Annotated in this window: 12 protein-coding genes; 4 read left to right on the top strand and 8 right to left on the bottom strand. The window is 71.3% G+C overall.

Features of this window, described 5'->3' with window-relative positions; all coding sequences use genetic code 11:
* Positions 1-235 precede the first annotated feature (235 nt).
* Positions 236-1711, bottom strand: a complete 1476-nt coding sequence (locus ACIRJT_RS28245; protein WP_403914357.1) for a hypothetical protein — start codon at positions 1709-1711, stop codon at positions 236-238.
* 457 nt (positions 1712-2168) lie between these two features.
* On the opposite strand from ACIRJT_RS28245, the gene ACIRJT_RS28250 reads away from it, so the two are divergent.
* Positions 2169-2816 (top strand): bifunctional DNA primase/polymerase, encoded by a 648-nt coding sequence (locus tag ACIRJT_RS28250; protein ID WP_403914359.1) that lies wholly within the window; start codon positions 2169-2171, stop codon positions 2814-2816.
* Positions 2817-2903: 87 nt separating this feature from the next.
* On the opposite strand, the gene ftsY is transcribed toward ACIRJT_RS28250, so the two are convergent.
* The gene (ftsY, locus tag ACIRJT_RS28255) at positions 2904-4112 is read right to left on the bottom strand and encodes a signal recognition particle-docking protein FtsY (protein ID WP_403914362.1); all 1209 of its coding nucleotides are present in this window, start codon (positions 4110-4112) and stop codon (positions 2904-2906) included.
* 202 nt (positions 4113-4314) lie between these two features.
* Between ftsY and ACIRJT_RS28260 the strand changes: the two genes are divergently transcribed.
* Positions 4315-5271, top strand: coding sequence for an LLM class flavin-dependent oxidoreductase (locus ACIRJT_RS28260; protein ID WP_403914365.1), 957 nt, complete (start codon positions 4315-4317; stop codon positions 5269-5271).
* Between the two features lie 75 nt (positions 5272-5346).
* Here the strand turns inward: ACIRJT_RS28260 and ACIRJT_RS28265 are convergent, their stop codons facing one another.
* The 4 genes from ACIRJT_RS28265 to ACIRJT_RS28280 form a co-directional block, all read right to left on the bottom strand.
* On the bottom strand, positions 5347-6765 hold the full coding sequence (locus ACIRJT_RS28265; protein ID WP_403914368.1) for a sugar porter family MFS transporter: 1419 nt from the start codon (positions 6763-6765) through the stop codon (positions 5347-5349).
* A 205-nt stretch (positions 6766-6970) separates the two neighbouring features.
* Positions 6971-10753, bottom strand: coding sequence for an AAA family ATPase (locus ACIRJT_RS28270; RefSeq protein WP_403914370.1), 3783 nt, complete (start codon positions 10751-10753; stop codon positions 6971-6973).
* A 322-nt stretch (positions 10754-11075) separates the two neighbouring features.
* Positions 11076-11288, bottom strand: a complete 213-nt coding sequence (locus ACIRJT_RS28275; RefSeq protein ID WP_003965973.1) for a hypothetical protein — start codon at positions 11286-11288, stop codon at positions 11076-11078.
* A gap of 437 nt (positions 11289-11725) precedes the next feature.
* Entirely contained in the window at positions 11726-12007 is a 282-nt protein-coding gene (locus ACIRJT_RS28280; protein ID WP_026291025.1) for an acylphosphatase, read from the bottom strand.
* Positions 12008-12238: 231 nt separating this feature from the next.
* Between ACIRJT_RS28280 and ACIRJT_RS28285 the strand changes: the two genes are divergently transcribed.
* Positions 12239-13189 carry a CAP domain-containing protein gene (locus tag ACIRJT_RS28285; protein WP_403914373.1) on the top strand — a complete coding sequence of 317 codons (951 nt, stop codon included), beginning with the start codon at positions 12239-12241 and terminating at the stop codon, positions 13187-13189.
* 74 nt (positions 13190-13263) lie between these two features.
* Positions 13264-13650: a winged helix-turn-helix transcriptional regulator gene (locus tag ACIRJT_RS28290; protein WP_403914375.1), complete on the top strand. Its 387-nt coding sequence runs from the start codon at positions 13264-13266 to the stop codon at positions 13648-13650.
* Here the strand turns inward: ACIRJT_RS28290 and mutM are convergent.
* Together mutM and rnc are read right to left on the bottom strand one after the other, a co-directional pair.
* The gene (gene mutM / locus ACIRJT_RS28295) at positions 13623-14483 is read right to left on the bottom strand and encodes a bifunctional DNA-formamidopyrimidine glycosylase/DNA-(apurinic or apyrimidinic site) lyase (RefSeq protein ID WP_403914378.1); all 861 of its coding nucleotides are present in this window, start codon (positions 14481-14483) and stop codon (positions 13623-13625) included. The genes ACIRJT_RS28290 and mutM overlap by 28 nt on opposite strands.
* A gap of 117 nt (positions 14484-14600) precedes the next feature.
* Positions 14601-15425, bottom strand: coding sequence for a ribonuclease III (gene rnc / locus ACIRJT_RS28300; protein ID WP_003965979.1), 825 nt, complete (start codon positions 15423-15425; stop codon positions 14601-14603).
* Positions 15426-15440 lie beyond the last annotated feature (15 nt).

Here is a 15440-nt window from a genome sequence, read left to right on the forward strand (position 1 = left end):
TGCCGCACGATGTTTCGCGAGCGTGACGAAGAGGGATCGCGTGTTACGGCGACATGAATCCGGGGTGGCGCGTCCGGTGCCCTGACCACCATGCGGCGCAAGCGGCATACGGTGCGGTTGAAACGCCCAGGGGCCGGTAAACACGAAACCGGCCACGGCGGTCCTCCGTGTGACCGGGCGATGGGGGGGAGCCGAGTCGGACTGTACGGAGGGGGGCGCCGGGGCCGGGGGCCGGTCAGACCGCTTCGGCGGTCTCCGGCAGCTGCTCGTGGAGGAGCTCGGTGAGCCGGGCGACGTCGGCGACGTCGCCGAAGTCCCTGGCAGCGGTGTCGACGGTCTTGCGCAGGCGGGTGTTCACCCGCTCGGAGCGGACCTTCTTGGCGATCTTCAGGGCACGGGTGGCGAGCACGGTGGACTGCTCGGGCTCGCGCTGGAGGAGATGGACGGTGGCCATGCCGATGAGGTTGAGGGCGTAGGAGCGCTGGTGCTCGTCGTCCTCGCCGAACAGCTCCACGGCCCTGTCCATGACGGGCTGGGCGAGCGAGGCGTACGTGGGGCTGCGACCGGCGACATAGGCCAGGTCACGGTAGGAGTGGGCGTTCTCCCCGTTCAGCTCGGCCTCGGAGAAGAAGCGGATCCAGTCGGGCTCGGGTTCGCCGTCGAGACCGGCGTCCAGGAAGGTGTCCTCGGCCATCCGGACGGCCCGCTTGCACTTGCTGGGCTGGCCCATGTTGGCGTAGGCGCGGGCCTCCATCGCATACAGCATCGCCTGCGTACGGGAGGTGGCGCAGTCGCGGCTGCCGTACTGCGCGAGGTGGATCAGCTCCAGGGCGTCGTCGGGGCGGCCCAGGTGGATCATCTGGCGGCTCATGCTGGACAGGATGTAGCTGCCGAGCGGCTTGTCCCCGGCTTCCTTGGCGGCGTGCAGGGCGAGCACGAAGTACTTCTGGGCGGTGGGCTGGAGGCCGACGTCGTAACTCATCCAGCCCGCCAGCTCGGCCAGTTCGGCGGCGCAGCGGAAGAGGCGCTGGGCGGTGGGCCCCGGCTGGGGCTCCTGGAGCAGGTCGGTGACCTCGTGCAGTTGCCCGACGACGGCCTTGCGGCGCAGTCCGCCTCCGCACTGGGCGTCCCACTGCCGGAACATCGCGGTGGTCGACTCCAGCAGGTCCAGCTCGGGCCGGGAGAGCCGGGAGGGGCGGTGGGCGGCGGCCGGGGACTCCGGTTCGCCGGGGCTCCGGGCGGGGACGGGCACCAGCCAGCGCTGCATCGGCTCGATGAGGGCGGGCCCCGCGGCCAGCGCCAGCGAGCTGCCGAGGAAGCCGCGCCGGGCGAGCATCAGGTCACTGCGGGAGAACTCGCTGAGCAGGGCGACGGTCTGGGGTCCGGCCCAGGGCAGGTCGACTCCGGCCACCGAGGGTGACTGGTGGGCGGTGCGCAGCCCGAGCTGCTCGATGGCGACGACGGTGCCGAAGCGCTCCGAGAACAGCTCGGAGAGGATGCGCGGGATCGGTTCGCGCGGCTGCTCCCCGTCGAGCCAGCGCCGGACCCGGGAGGTGTCGGTGCTGATGTGGAGGGCGCCCATCTGCCGGGCCCGCCGGTTCACCTGACGTGCCAGCTCGCCCTTGGACCAGCCACTGCGCACGAACCACGACCCCAACTGTTCGTTGGGCCGCTTCCCGGCATCCGTGTCGCCTGCGCCGCTGCCACTCACTGGAACGCCCCCATCCCGCCGAAACCTCATCGCGCGAACCATTTGTCAGAATGCCGTGCACCGGTGCTGTCCGTACGGGAGTTGAGAACCCACCGACGTCATCTACACCACCGACATCATCGAACAGGAAATCGGGTTGCCCGCGGCATACCCGTGGGTGCACATACTCCCAGGGTTCGCGTACCGACGGTAATCCTACGATCACCCCTCCTGCGAGGGGGATTGAGGAAACGCCACCATTCGCCACCCCTTCGAATGAACCCGACTACCGCTGGGCGCGCTTGACTTGGGCAACCAGGACCGAGGGCGAGCGGATGGAAGCACTCAGGGGCGCGCACTCCGTGGCGCACTCCCTTTCGCACCACCGCGCACGCCACTCGATCGAGTTTCAGCGACGGAGGGTTACCCGGGCGACGCAGGTCGTAACCACCGGCGAGCCGGACCTGTTGGAGGGGGCATGGGCTTCACGATCGGCGGCATCCGGGAGATGCGAACCGGTGCGCGGCGACGCCACCGCGGCACCGAGGGCACGACGGTGGCCGAGTACACAGGGCTGTGGGGCTGGGCGGTGACGCCCGGAGCGCGGGCCGTGGCCGACTCCTGCTCGTGCGGTGAGCCGACCTGCCCGGCCCCGGGGGCCCACCCGCTGGACTTCGCCCGGGAGGTCCCGGCGGGCACCGGCCTGGACCACGCGTCGGACGCCTGGGCCGAGACGCCGGGAGCGGCGATGCTGCTGCCCGTGGGCCGCGCGTTCGACGTCCTGGAGGTCGCGGAGCAGGCCGGGCGGCGCGCCCTGGTGCGGATGGAGCGGATGGGGCTGCCGTCGGGGCCCGTCGCCGTCACGCCGACCGGGCGGGCGCAGTTCTTCGTCGCCCCCGGGGCCGCCGCCGAGCTGCCCGAGCTGCTCTACCGGATGGGCTGGGACGACGCGGGCCTCGATCTGCGCGCCCTCGGCCCCGGAACCCACATCACCGCCCCGCCCTCCGACCTCGGCGGTCTCGGCCCGGTCCGCTGGCTGCGGCCCCCGCTGCTGGACACGGCGGCCGCTCCCCCGCAGGCACGGCTGCTGCTGGGGACACTGGCGTACGTCTGCAATCGCTCGTAACGCTCGCGGCGGGCACGGAAACGGCGGACGGGAGGCAGGCCCCTCGCAGGAGCCGCCGCCCGTCCGCCGTACCGGATGCGCGGTGGGTCAGTCGCCGATCAGGGCGTCCACGAAGGCGCCCGGCTCGAACGGGGCGAGGTCGTCCGCCCCCTCGCCGAGGCCGATCAGCTTCACCGGTACGCCCAGCTCGCGCTGGACCGCGATGACGATGCCGCCCTTGGCGGTGCCGTCGAGCTTGGTGAGGACGATGCCGGTGATGTCCACGACCTCCGCGAACACCCGGGCCTGGACGAGGCCGTTCTGTCCGGTGGTGGCGTCGAGGACGAGCAGGATCTCGTCCAGCGGGCCGTGCTTCTCCACGACGCGCTTGACCTTGCCCAGCTCGTCCATGAGGCCGGTCTTGGTGTGCAGTCGGCCCGCGGTGTCGATGAGGACGACGTCCGCGCCCTCGGCGATGCCTTCCTTGACCGCGTCGTAGGCGATCGACGCCGGGTCGCCGCCCTCGGGCCCGCGCACCGTGCGCGCGCCGACCCGTTCGCCCCAGGTCTGGAGCTGGTCGGCGGCGGCGGCGCGGAAGGTGTCGGCCGCGCCGAGCACCACGCTGCGGCCGTCGGCGACGAGCACCCGGGCCAGCTTGCCGGTGGTGGTGGTCTTGCCGGTGCCGTTGACGCCGACGACCATGACGACGCCGGGGGTCTCGGCGCCGCCCTCGGTCTTGACCTCGCGGTCGAAGTCCGGGCCGAGCAGCGTGATCAGCTCTTCGCGGAGCAGGGTGCGCAGGTCCTGAGGGGTGCGGGTGCCGAGCACCCGGACGCGCTCGCGGAGCCGCTCGACCAGTTCCTGGGTGGGGGCGACGCCGACGTCGGCGGTGAGGAGGGTGTCCTCGATCTCCTCCCAGGTGTCCTCGTCGAGGTTGTCGCGGGAGAGCAGGGTGAGGAGCCCCTTGCCCAGCGAGTTCTGCGAGCGGGCGAGCCGGGCCCGCAGTCGGACGAGCCGGCCGGCGGTGGGCTCGGGAATCTCCAGCGCGGGCGGCGCGGGGGCCTCGGCGACCGGGGCCTCCTCCGCGGGCGCGGTGGCGTCCGGGAGGCCGACTTCGTCGATGGTGCGCCGCGCTTCGTCGCGCGGCGTCTCGGCCTCCTCGCCGACCTGAGGTTCGGCGGGAGGTGTGATGGTCGGCGTGCTCGGCGGCGGGGGCGGCAGCTTCTTCTTGCGGCTGCCGACCACGAGCCCGCCGACCAGGCCGACAGCGACCAGGGCGATGACTACAGCGAGGATGACGATTTCGACGAGTTCCATAACCCGTCCAGTATCGGCCACGGCCGCGCCGCGGGCGCGGCCCCTGCTGACCCTCCGGCGATCCATCGGGGCCATTTGCACCTTTTGGCGGTAATTCGAACACCGACCCCTACACTTCTGACGCTACGTCAGCTACGGTGCGCCCGCCTGCCGGATGCCCGCCTGCCCGCATGCCTGCCGCCTCGGCGAAGGGACGCCTCCGATGACCTTCACAGTGGTCCGGTTCAATCTCGTCGACCCCGAAGCCGACCCCGCATCGCTCTCGGCCCGCTACCGCGCCGCCCTGGAGATGGCGGCGTACGCGGACGAGCACGGCGTCGACACGGTGCAGACCGAGGAGCACCACGGGGTGGCGAACTCCTGGCTGCCCTCTCCGTTCACCTTCGCCGGGGCGGTCTTCGGCGCCACCCGCCGGATCGCGGTGACCGTCTCGGCGATCATCGGCCCGCTGCACGATCCGCTGCGCCTCGCGGAGGACATCGCGGTGCTGGACCTGCTGAGCGCGGGCCGGCTGGTGACTGTCGCGGGGATCGGCTACCGCCCCGAGGAGTACGAGCGGGCCGGGGTCGAGTGGGGGCGGCGCGGCAGGCTCCAGGACGAGCTGCTGGAGACGCTGCTGGCGGCGTGGACCGGGGAGCCGTTCCCGTACCGGGGCCGTACGGTACGGGTCACCCCGCGCCCGTACACGCGCCCGCACCCGATGCTGCTGGTGGGCGGCAGCTCGCGGGCGGCGGCGCGGCGGGCGGCCCGGCTGGGGCTGCCGCTGTTCCCGAGCGCGCATCTGCCGGAGCTGGAGGCGTACTACCACGAGCGGCGCGCGGCCCACGGGACGGAGGGCTTCTGCATGATGCCCGCGGAGCGCACACCGCTGCTGCACGTCTCCGAGGACCCGGACCGGACGTGGGCGCTGTACGGCGAGCACCTGCTGCACGAGGCGCGGACGTACGCCTCCTGGCAGTCCGAGGACATCCGCTCGGCGGTGCGCTCGGCGGCGGTGACGGTGGCGGAGCTGCGCGAGGAGGGCGTCTACCGGATCGTCACGCCGGACGGACTGAAGGCCCTGGAGGCGGAGAGCCTGGTGCTGCACCCGCTGTGCGGCGGGATGCCGGTGGAGGAGGGATGGCGCAGCCTGCGGCTCTTCTGCGAGGCGACCGCCTGACACTCGCCGGAAAGCCGACGGCCCCGGCTCGGTGAGTCGGGGCCGCGCGGTTCGAAGAGAGGGGCAGCGGGGGATTTAGCCCATCTCCTCCAACGCCTTGCCCTTGGTCTCCTTCACGAACTTGAGCACGAAGGGGATCGAGAGCACGGCGAAGCAGGCGTAGATGATGTACGTCCCCGAGAGGTTCCATTCCGAGAGGCTCGGGAAGCTGGCGGTGATCGCCCAGTTGGCGATCCACTGCGCGAACACGGCGACGCCGAGGGCGGCCGCGCGCAGGCGGTTCGGGAACATCTCGCCCAGGAAGACCCAGACGACGACACCCCACGACAGGGCGAAGAAGAGCACGAAGACGTGGGCGGCGATCAGCGCGACCGTGCCCTGCGTGGTCGGCAGCTTGCCGTCGACCAGGTCCGCGGAGAACGCCCACGCCTCGACGGCGAGCGCGACGGCCATGCCGACCGAGCCGACGAGGGCGAGCGGCCTGCGGCCCACCCGGTCCACCAGCACCATCGCGATCACCGTGCCGATGATGTTGATGATCGATGTGGTGAACGAGTAGAAGAACGAGTCGGTCGGGTCGATGCCGACGGACTGCCACAACGTCGCCGAGTAGTAGAACGCGACGTTGATGCCGACGAGCTGCTGGAACATCGACAGGCCGATGCCGACCCAGACGATGGGCAGGAAGAAGAAGCGGTTGCCGAGCAGGTCCTTGAAGGAGGACTTGTGCTCGCGGTGCATGGCGGTCTCGATCTCGGCCACCCGGGCGTCGAGGTCGATGTTCCTGCCCTCGACCTCTTCGAGGATCTTGCGTGCTTCGGCCTTCTTGCCGACCGAGATGAGGAAGCGCGGGGACTCGGGGATGGCGAAGGAGAGCAGCCCGTACAGGATGGCCGGGACGACCATCACGCCGAGCATCCACTGCCAGGCCTCCAGGCCGAGGATCTTGCCGCGCTGGTCGCCGTCGGCGATCTGGAGGACCGCGTAGTTGACCAGTTGGGAGATGGCGATGCCGATGACGATCGCGGCCTGCTGGAAGGAGCCGAGCCGGCCGCGGTAGGCGGGCGGGGAGACCTCGGCGATGTAGGCCGGGCCGATCACGGAGGCCATGCCGATGGCGAAGCCGCCGATGATGCGCCACATCGCCAGGTCCCAGAGCGCGAACGGCAGCGCGGAGCCGATCGCGCTGGCCGTGAAGAGCACCGAGGCGATCTGCATGCAGCGGATGCGGCCGATCCGGTCCGCGATCCGGCCGGCGGTGGCGGCGCCGATCGCACAGCCGATCAGCGCGATGGCGATGACCTGGGCGAGCGTGCCGGAACCGATGTCGTACCGGTCGCGGATCGCCTCGACGGCCCCGTTGATCACGGAGCTGTCGTAGCCGAAGAGGAAGCCGCCCATCGCCGCGGCCGCGGTGATGAAGATTACATGGCCGAGGTGGTCCGGATGGGCCGCCCGGGCCCCGGACTCGGGTCCGTTCGCAGTGCTGGTCACGTGAACTCCTGATGCCTGGCCGCAAGTCAGACGTGGGGGGTGAGCCTTCCCAGTGGGGCACAACATTCGGCCCGCCACCACTTGAAGGCGAAGTCAACTTTGCAGAGGTTATGCGTTCAAGAAGCGAAGTCAAACAGTGCGTCGATCCCCGTATACCCAGGAGTGCACAAAACGTGCGTTGAAGTTCTGATGATCCGGTAAAAAGTCAGCGCAGCCGCTGGCTGATGACCTTCGAGACCCCGTCGCCCTGCATGGACACGCCGTACAGCGCGTCGGCGACCTCCATCGTCCGCTTCTGGTGGGTGATCACGATCAGCTGGGAGCTCTCCTGGAGCTCCGCCATGATCCGGATCAGCCGCTGCAGGTTGGTGTCGTCGAGCGCGGCCTCGACCTCGTCCATCACATAGAACGGGCTGGGCCGGGCCTTGAAGATCGCGACCAGCAGCGCCACCGCCGTCAGGGACCGCTCGCCGCCCGACAGCAGGGAGAGCCGCTTCACCTTCTTGCCCGGCGGACGCGCCTCGACGTCCACCCCGGTGGCGAGCATGTTGTCCGGGTCGGTCAGGACGAGCCGCCCCTCGCCGCCGGGGAAGAGCCGTGAGAAGACCCCCTCGAACTCGCGGGCGGTGTCCCGGTAGGCCTCCGTGAAGACCTGCTCGACCCGCTCGTCGACCTCCTTGATCACCTGGAGCAGATCGGCCCGGGTCTTCTTCAGGTCTTCAAGCTGCTCGGAGAGGAACTTGTGCCGTTCCTCCAGCGCCGAGAACTCCTCCAGGGCGAGCGGATTCACCTTCCCGAGTTGCTGGTACGCCCGTTCGGCCGACCGCAGCCGCTTCTCCTGCTCGGCCCGCAGGTACGCCTTCGGCAGGTTACGGGGGTGCTCCGGGTCCTCCGGCAGTTCCTCGCCCTCGGCGCCCGGCGACGGCGGCACGAGCTGGTCCGGTCCGTACTCGGAGATCAGCCCCGCGGGCTCCACGCCCAGCTCCTCCAGGGCCTTCGTCTCCAGCTGTTCGATCCGCAGCCGCTTCTCCGCGCCCAGCACCTCGCCCCGGTGGACCGAGTCGGTGAGCTTGTCCAGCTCGCCCTTCAGCCCCCGGCCCCGGTCGCGCTCGACGGCCAGCTCACGCTCCCGCTCGCCCTTCGCCGCCTCGGCCGCCGTCCGCTCCTGGTCGGCCCGCACGAGGGACACCTCGACGTGCGCCAGCAGCTGACGGGTCCCCGAGGCCACGGCGGAAGCGACCTCGGCCTCGTACCGCAGCCGGGCCCGGCGCTGTTCGGCACGGGTGCGCGCCTCCCGCTCCGCGCGGGCGGCCCGGTCCAGCGAATCGGCGCGGCCGGCCAGCCCCTTGACCCGCTCCTCGTGGGTACGGGCCTGGAGCCGGGCCTCCATCTCGGTCTGGCGGGCGTTGGCCCCGTCGGCGGCGAGCCGGTCCCGCCGGGACGTGTCGGGCTCCTCCTCCGCCGGGGTCTCCTCGGCGACCAGCAACCGTTCGGCCAGCTCCTCGGCCTCTTCCGTCGCCCGCTCCAGGGCCTCCTGGGCGCGAGCGGCGGACGCCGTCATGCGCTCGGCCTCACCGGCCGCGCCCCGAGCCTGGCCGGCGAGCCGCCCGAGCTGCTGGGCGAAGCCGGACTTCTCCCGCTCGGCCGCCCGGCGGCGCTCCCCCAGCTCCTCGACGAGCGTGGTCTGCTGCGTGCGCCGCTCCCCCGCCAGACGCTGCGCCTCGGCGAGCTCCTCGCACCGCACGGCGAGGTCGGCCAGCTCGGCGGCGGCCTCGTCGACGGAGGCCTGCACCTCCAGGAGGCTGGGCGCCCCGGCCGACCCGCCATGTGCGAAGTGGGCGGAGAGCACGTCGCCTTCAGCGGTCACCGCGGTGATCCCGGGGCGCGCCGCCAGCAGTTCCTCGGCGTCCTCCAGCGTCCCGACGACCACCATGTCCTGTACGAGGCCGCGCACGGCCCCGAGCAGCGCGGCGGGCCCCCGCACCAGGTCGGCCACGGCGGGCGCGGCGACGACGGTGGTCGTCCCGGCTCGGCCCGCCGGGTGTGCCGCGGCGTCCGTGCCGCTTCGCGCCGCCGACCCGGGTTCCGTGCCACCCTGCGCGGGCAGCACGGCGGGCGCGGGCTGTTCCGCCGCCTCCGCCGCCTCCTCCCGTACGGACACCTGCTCCGGTACGTGACGGGGCGCGACGGCAGCGCTGTCCGCGAGGACCGCACCTTCCAAGCTTTCCGCGCTTTCCGTGCTTTTCACGCCTTCCGCGCCTTCCGCGCCTTCCGCGCCCAGCAGCATCGCCGCGCGCCCCGCGTCCCGTTCGCGCAGCAGCCGGATCGCGTCGGCGGCCGTGGCCGGGTCCGTGACGGCCACGGCGTCCGCCGCCGGGCCGAGAGCGGCGGCGACCGCGATCTCGTAACCGGGCTCGATGGTCAGCAGCTCGGCGGCCGGGCCGAGAAGTCCGGCCGGCCGGTCCCGGGCCCCGAGCAACGCGCCTGTACCGTCCTTGCGACGCAGCCCCAGGGACAGCGCCTCGTGCCGGGCCGCGACCGCCGCCCGCCTGCGCTCGGCGGCGGTCGCCTCGTCGCGCGCCGTGCTGTGGCCCGCCCTGGTCCCGGCGAGGGCCCGCTTGGCCTCCTCGTGACGGGCGGTCAGCTCCTCGTCGGCACCGTCCAGCCCCTCGACCTCGGCCTTGAGCTGCTCGTACTCCTCCTGGGCGCTCGCCGCGCGCTCCTGCGCCTCGTCGCGCGAGGCGGCCAGCCGGTCGATCTCGGCCTGTGCCGAAGCGGCCCGGCCGCGGGCCGCGTTGACCTGGCCGTTCAGCCGGGCGAGTCCTTCGCGCCGGTCCGCGATGGCGCGGGCCGCGTCCTTGAGCCGGCGCTCCTCGACGGCCAGCTCGCGTTCCAGGTCGGCGCGGTGGGCGACCGTGTCCTCCAGCGCGTGTTCGGCCGCCTCCAGGGCCGCCGTCAGCTCCGCCTCCTGCTCGCGGATCCGGGCGGCCTCGCGTTCCAGGTCCTCGGGGTCGCGGCCCCGGCTCTCCTCGGCGGGCGCCCCGGAGGCGCTGCGGACCCGGGCGTCGGCCAGCGAGATGGTGCCGCGGACCCGCTCGGCCAGCTGCGACAGCTCGTACCAGGTCTGCTGGGCGCGCTGGAGCCGGGGCGCGAGGCGGCCCACCTCGCCCTCCAGCTCGGCCTCGCGGGCGAGCGCCGTCCTCAGCTCGGCCTCGGCCGTGTCCTTGCGCTTCTTCAGCTCCGCCTCGTCGGCGATCTCGTCGCGCAGCGCGTCCCGCAGGGTCACCAGGTCGTCCGCGAGGAGCCTGAGCCGGGCGTCGCGCAGGTCGGCCTGGATGACGGCGGCCCGGCGGGCGACGGCGGCCTGCCGGCCGAGCGGCTTGAGCTGGCGGCGCAGCTCGTCGGTGAGGTCCTGGACCCGGGCCAGGTTGGCGCCCATCGCGTCCAGCTTCCGCAGCGCCTTCTCTTTCCGCTTGCGGTGCTTCAGGACACCGGCGGCCTCCTCGATGAAGGCCCGGCGGCCCATCGGGTCGGCGTGCAGCACGGAGTCCAACTGGCCCTGCCCGACGATGACGTGCATCTCGCGGCCGATGCCGGAGTCGGAGAGGAGTTCCTGGATGTCGAGCAGCCGGCAGGTGTCACCATTGATCTGGTATTCGCTGCCGCCATTGCGGAACATGATCCGAGTGATCGTCACTTCGGCGTACTCGATGGGCAATGCGCCGTCGGAATTGTCGATGGTCAGCGACACTTCGGCGCGGCCCAGCGGTGGCCGCCCGGTCGTACCGGCGAAGATCACGTCTTCCATCTTGCCGCCGCGCAGGGATTTGGCGCCCTGTTCCCCCATGACCCAGGAGAGCGCGTCCACCACATTGGATTTGCCGGATCCATTGGGACCGACGACACAGGTGATCCCCGGTTCGAACCGCAGGGTGGTGGCGGACGCGAACGATTTGAAACCACGCAGGGTCAGGGACTTGAGGTGCACGCCGCCGGACTCTACCTTTCACTCTCGGTTTCGCTGATGAAGGTGCAGGGCACATCAGACGGTAGGCGAAGGCCGGTACGCCCGGGGCGGGGGTCGGGCAAAGAAAAAGGGACGCCGAAGCGTCCCTGTGAATCTTGCTGGTGTATAGGTGAATCCAGCTGTGCGCCTGCGCGGTGCATCGCAGAACGACCGGACAGCGACGTCCCCGGCGATGCGGGGACCCCGGTGTTCGGGGACGGCGATCCGTGACGCAGGACGGATCAGAGATGTTCCGAGGCTGCTGAGCGTGCCCGGCCCGACCGGCCCGAGGGGGCCGGGGTGGTCAGGTCAGCGCAGGCTCGCCCTGGGGTACGTCGATGTCGATGCTGTCGAGCAGCGACTCCTGGTGCTGGGCGGCGGCGTTGAGCGCGTCGTTCTCGTCCTGGATCCGGTTGAGCTCGGATTCCAGGTCCTGGACGCGCTGCTGGAGCCGTCGCATCTCGGCGAGGAGTCGCGGGTCGGAACCGCCGACGTAACCGAGAAGCGCCTTTGCCATGATGGATGGTCCTCCACAATGAGTGACCGACCGATGCGGTGTGGGTCGTCTGGGAATCGCACCCGCGGTGCTCGGCAGGGCTCTGTCACCACTGCGGTTCTGCTGCTAATCAGCTCTACCGAACAGCTAAGGTGCGCGGGGTTTTCAGCGTCTCACCAAAAAGTTTGACGGTCAACACGATCACACCCTGTGTACCCGGGCGTCCCGGGGGCGCGCTGCCGGACGATCATGCGGCGCGGCTCTCCTGCGGGACCCCGGGGGGTGCGCGGATCTTCGTCGATGCCGCAGCCTTGCACGACATCCCGTATCTGGCAACCATCGGCCGCCACCGGGTCCCGCCGCAGGTCATTTCGGGTGCGGAGCCCGAGCGGGCGTTCCGGTGACCGTTCGGTCCGGAGCGTTCACCGAGCGGATCGGACGGTCCGCGCGGGACCCGATCAGCGGATGGCGAATCCGTCGTATCCACCGCGCGGGGTGTCCCAGATCTCAGTGACGCCGTCCACGCGCCCGGGTGTGTCGTCGGACCGCAGCCAGTCGAGCAGGCGGTGGCAATTCTCACGCGGCCCTTCGGCCACGATCTGCACCCTGCCGTCGTCGAGATTGAGGGCGAAGCCGATGAGACCGCCGATCTCCAGAGCATTTGCCCTGGTGAACCAACGGAAGCCTACTTGCTGTACTCGGCCGCGTACCCAGACCACGAGGCGCGCTTCTTCGTTCATGCCCGAACGCTAACCGGCCCATTGCCCGTGAAGCACGTCGCCCCCTTTCGGCCATGGGCTACAGTCCCGTCGGAACAGCCTCACTCGATCGGGTGAGTATCGGATGGGTGTCAGGTTGTCGACCGAAAAGTCGATCAAGCGGCGGTATTCACTCCGCGTGCCACCGAATTCGATCAACGGGTTGTCGAGCGACGTCGCCAGGGCGTCCGGAGCACCAGGAAGGCACAGCGCATGGGACGCCACCGACGATCCGCCGCAGGCCCCGCCGCTGAAGAACCCGCGGCCGGAACCGCTTCCCGAGGCCGGGGCACGCGCCGGAAGAAGTCCGCCGTGCCGATCCGCACCGGGCTGCTCGGCGTCTCGGCCGCCGTCGCCGTCGGCGCGGTCGCCGTCGCCTCGGGTCTGCTTCCCGGCGGCGACACCTACACCTCCGGCAACACGACCGCCGCCGATCAGGTGCGCAGCGGCGGCGCTCCGGACCTGCTGACGCAGGGCGGCAGCTCCACCTCGCCGGCCGACCGGTCCGCCTCCCCGACCGGCCGGGGCTCCGAGCGCCCCGAGGCGGCGAGCAAGGCTCCGTCGAAGACACCGTCCAGGACGCCCTCGGCCTCGCCCTCGAAGACGCCGTCGAAGTCGGCCGCACCCGCCACGTCGAAGAAGCCGGCGGCCACCCCGTCCGAGAGGGCCAAGGCGCCCGCCGCCCCGAAGGCCCCGGAGAAGAGCGCCCCGGCGAGCAAGGCCCCTGCCCCGCCGAAGACCTCCGCCGCCCCGCCGCCCAGCAAGAAGCCGAGCCCCTCCCCCACCGACGCCTCCGCACGCAGCGAGGTGCTGGCGCTGGTGAACCAGGAGCGCGCGAAGGTCGGCTGCTCCCCGCTGAGCACCAGCGCCCCGCTCACCTCGCTCGCCCAGAACTTCAGCGAGGACATGGCGGCCCGCGGCTTCTTCGACCACACGGACCCGGACGGCGACACTCCTTGGGACCGGGCCGCGCAGGCCGGCGTGCAGGGGCTCGGCGCGGAGAACATCGCCCGCGGCCAGGCCGACGCCCAGGCCGTGATGGAGGGCTGGATGAACAGCGAAGGCCACCGGGCGAACATTCTCAACTGCGACTACAAGACCATCGGCATCGGCGTCCACGAGGGCTCCGGCGGCCCCTGGTGGGTCCAGAACTTCGGCTTCTGACCCACCTGTACGGTCCTCTTGCTCCCGCACAGCGCTCCCTCGGGGTGAGCGCTGTGCGGGAGTAAGCTTCCGCCATGGCCAGTGATACGGACCGCGTCGCGTTCGACGTCTTCTCCCGGCAGTGCCCCTCGCGGTCCACGCTGGAGCACGCCACCGGGCGCTGGGGCAGCCTGACGCTCGGCGCCCTGTACGAGGGGAGCCTCCGGTTCAACGAGCTGCGCCGCCGGGTCGACGGGGTCAGCGAGAAGATGCTCGCCCAGACGCTGCACGCGCTGGAGCGGGACGGGCTCGTCCTGCGGGAGGCCCAGCCGGTCAACCCGCCCCGGGTGGACTACGAGCTCACGCCGTTGGGCCGCGAGGTCACCGAGAAGCTCCTCGGGCTGATCCGGTTCGTGGAGGGGCGGATGGACGACGTGCTGGCCGCCCGTACGCGTTACGACGAGGCGCGCGGCGGGCGCTGACAGCGCGGGCAGTAGTAGCTGGAGCGGTTCATCCACGCGCGGCGGCGCATCGGGGTGCCGCATCGGTGGCAGGGCTCGCCCTCCCGGCCGTACGCGTCGAGCGACCGGTCGAAGTAGCCGGACTCGCCGTTCACGTTGACGTACAGGCTGTCGAAGCTGGTGCCGCCCTGGGCGAGCGCCGCGTTCATGACGTCGCGGGCGTGGCCGAGCAGCTCGGCGGACCTGGGGCGGGTCAGGGTCGCGGTCGGCCGGTCGTAATGCAGCTTGGCGCGCCAGAGCGCCTCGTCCGCGTAGATGTTGCCGACGCCGCTGATCAGCGACTGGTCGAGCAGGGCGCGCTTGACCGTCGTACGGCGCAGCCGCAGCGCGGTGTGGAACGCGGCGTCGTCGAAGAGCGGGTCGAGGGGGTCCCGGGCGATGTGCGCGATGGTGTCCGGCAGGCCGTCGGGGGTGTTGTCGTGGAGCGAGAGCCCGCCGAAGGTGCGCTGGTCGACGAAGCGCAGCTCGGTGCCGAGCGCGTCGTCGAACCGCATCCGGATGCGCAGGTGCTTCTCGTCGGGGGCGTCCGCCGGCCGCACCAGCAGTTGTCCGCTCATGCCGAGGTGTCCCAGCAGCGAGGCGGAGGCCTCGTCGATCGGCACCCAGAGGTACTTGCCGCGGCGCATCGCCGCCCCGAAGCGGACACCACGCAGCCGGGCGGCGAAGTCGACGCCGCCCGCGAGGTGCCGGCGGACCGAACGCGGGTGCAGGACCTCGACCTCGCTGACGGTGCGGCCGCTGACCCAGCGTTCAAGGCCCCGGCGGACGACTTCGACCTCGGGCAGCTCAGGCACGATGCACTACTCCAGACACGACGACGGAAGTGCGGGAGCGGTTCTTCCGGAGGAATCGCTCCCGGGGACAGGGAAAACCCCCCGGTGCGCGTGGCACCGGGGGGTTCCCGTTTCGCTTCAGGCCGGAGCGGCGTCCGTGTTCGGCGACGGATCGGCAGGGGTGTCGGCGGCCCCTCCGTCGGCCGCGGACTTCTCCGCGGCCTGCCGTGCCTCCGCGGCGGCGCTGATCTCACGCCAGGCGGACTCGGCCGCCTGCTGCTCCGCTTCCTTCTTGCTACGGCCGGTGCCGGTGCCGTACGAGACACCACCGACGCGAGCGGCAGCAGTGAAGGTCTTCTCGTGATCCGGACCGGTCTCCGTGACGAGGTACTCGGGGACTCCGAGGCTCTCGCTCGCGGTGAGCTCCTGGAGGCTGGTCTTCCAGTCCAGGCCGGCGCCGAGGTTCGAGGACCTGTCGATCAGCGGGTCGAAGAGCCGGTGGACCAGCTCCGAGGCCGCGCTGAGGCCCTGGTCGAGATAGACCGCGCCGATCACTGCTTCCAGTGTGTCGGCGAGGATGGAAGCCTTGTCCCGGCCACCCGTGCCCTCTTCACCGCGGCCGAGCCGGATGAAGGAGCCGAGTTCGAGGCCGCGGCCCACTTCCGCAAGTGCACGCGAGTTGACCACCGCGGCCCGCAACTTGGCCAGCTGGCCTTCGGGCAGGTCGGGGTGGGTGCGGTACAGCGTGTCCGTGACCACCAGGCCGAGCACCGAATCCCCGAGGAATTCGAGCCGCTCGTTGGTGGGCAGACCGCCGTTCTCGTACGCGTACGAACGGTGGGTCAGCGCACGCACCAGAAGGGCGGACTCGAGGTGATACCCGAGCCGCCCTTCCAGAAGCGTGTGGGACGAGGCTGTGTTGACGTTGTCTGCCTGCTTCTTGGCGCTGGACAACTCAGACATCGGGCCTCTCACCAG

This window comes from Streptomyces sp. NPDC102283 (assembly GCF_044766265.1).
Classification (GTDB): Bacteria; Actinomycetota; Actinomycetes; order Streptomycetales; family Streptomycetaceae; genus Streptomyces.

Coding starts and splice junctions, on each gene's coding strand:
- ACIRJT_RS28250 (WP_403914359.1), top strand. CDS start 2,169: ATGGGCTTCACGATCGGCGGCATCCGGGAGATGCGAACCGGTGCGCGG.
- ACIRJT_RS28275 (WP_003965973.1), bottom strand. CDS start 11,288: ATGGCAAAGGCGCTTCTCGGTTACGTCGGCGGTTCCGACCCGCGACTC.
- ACIRJT_RS28280 (WP_026291025.1), bottom strand. CDS start 12,007: ATGAACGAAGAAGCGCGCCTCGTGGTCTGGGTACGCGGCCGAGTACAG.
- ACIRJT_RS28285 (WP_403914373.1), top strand. CDS start 12,239: ATGGGACGCCACCGACGATCCGCCGCAGGCCCCGCCGCTGAAGAACCC.
- ACIRJT_RS28260 (WP_403914365.1), top strand. CDS start 4,315: ATGACCTTCACAGTGGTCCGGTTCAATCTCGTCGACCCCGAAGCCGAC.
- rnc (WP_003965979.1), bottom strand. CDS start 15,425: ATGTCTGAGTTGTCCAGCGCCAAGAAGCAGGCAGACAACGTCAACACA.
- ACIRJT_RS28290 (WP_403914375.1), top strand. CDS start 13,264: ATGGCCAGTGATACGGACCGCGTCGCGTTCGACGTCTTCTCCCGGCAG.
- ftsY (WP_403914362.1), bottom strand. CDS start 4,112: ATGGAACTCGTCGAAATCGTCATCCTCGCTGTAGTCATCGCCCTGGTC.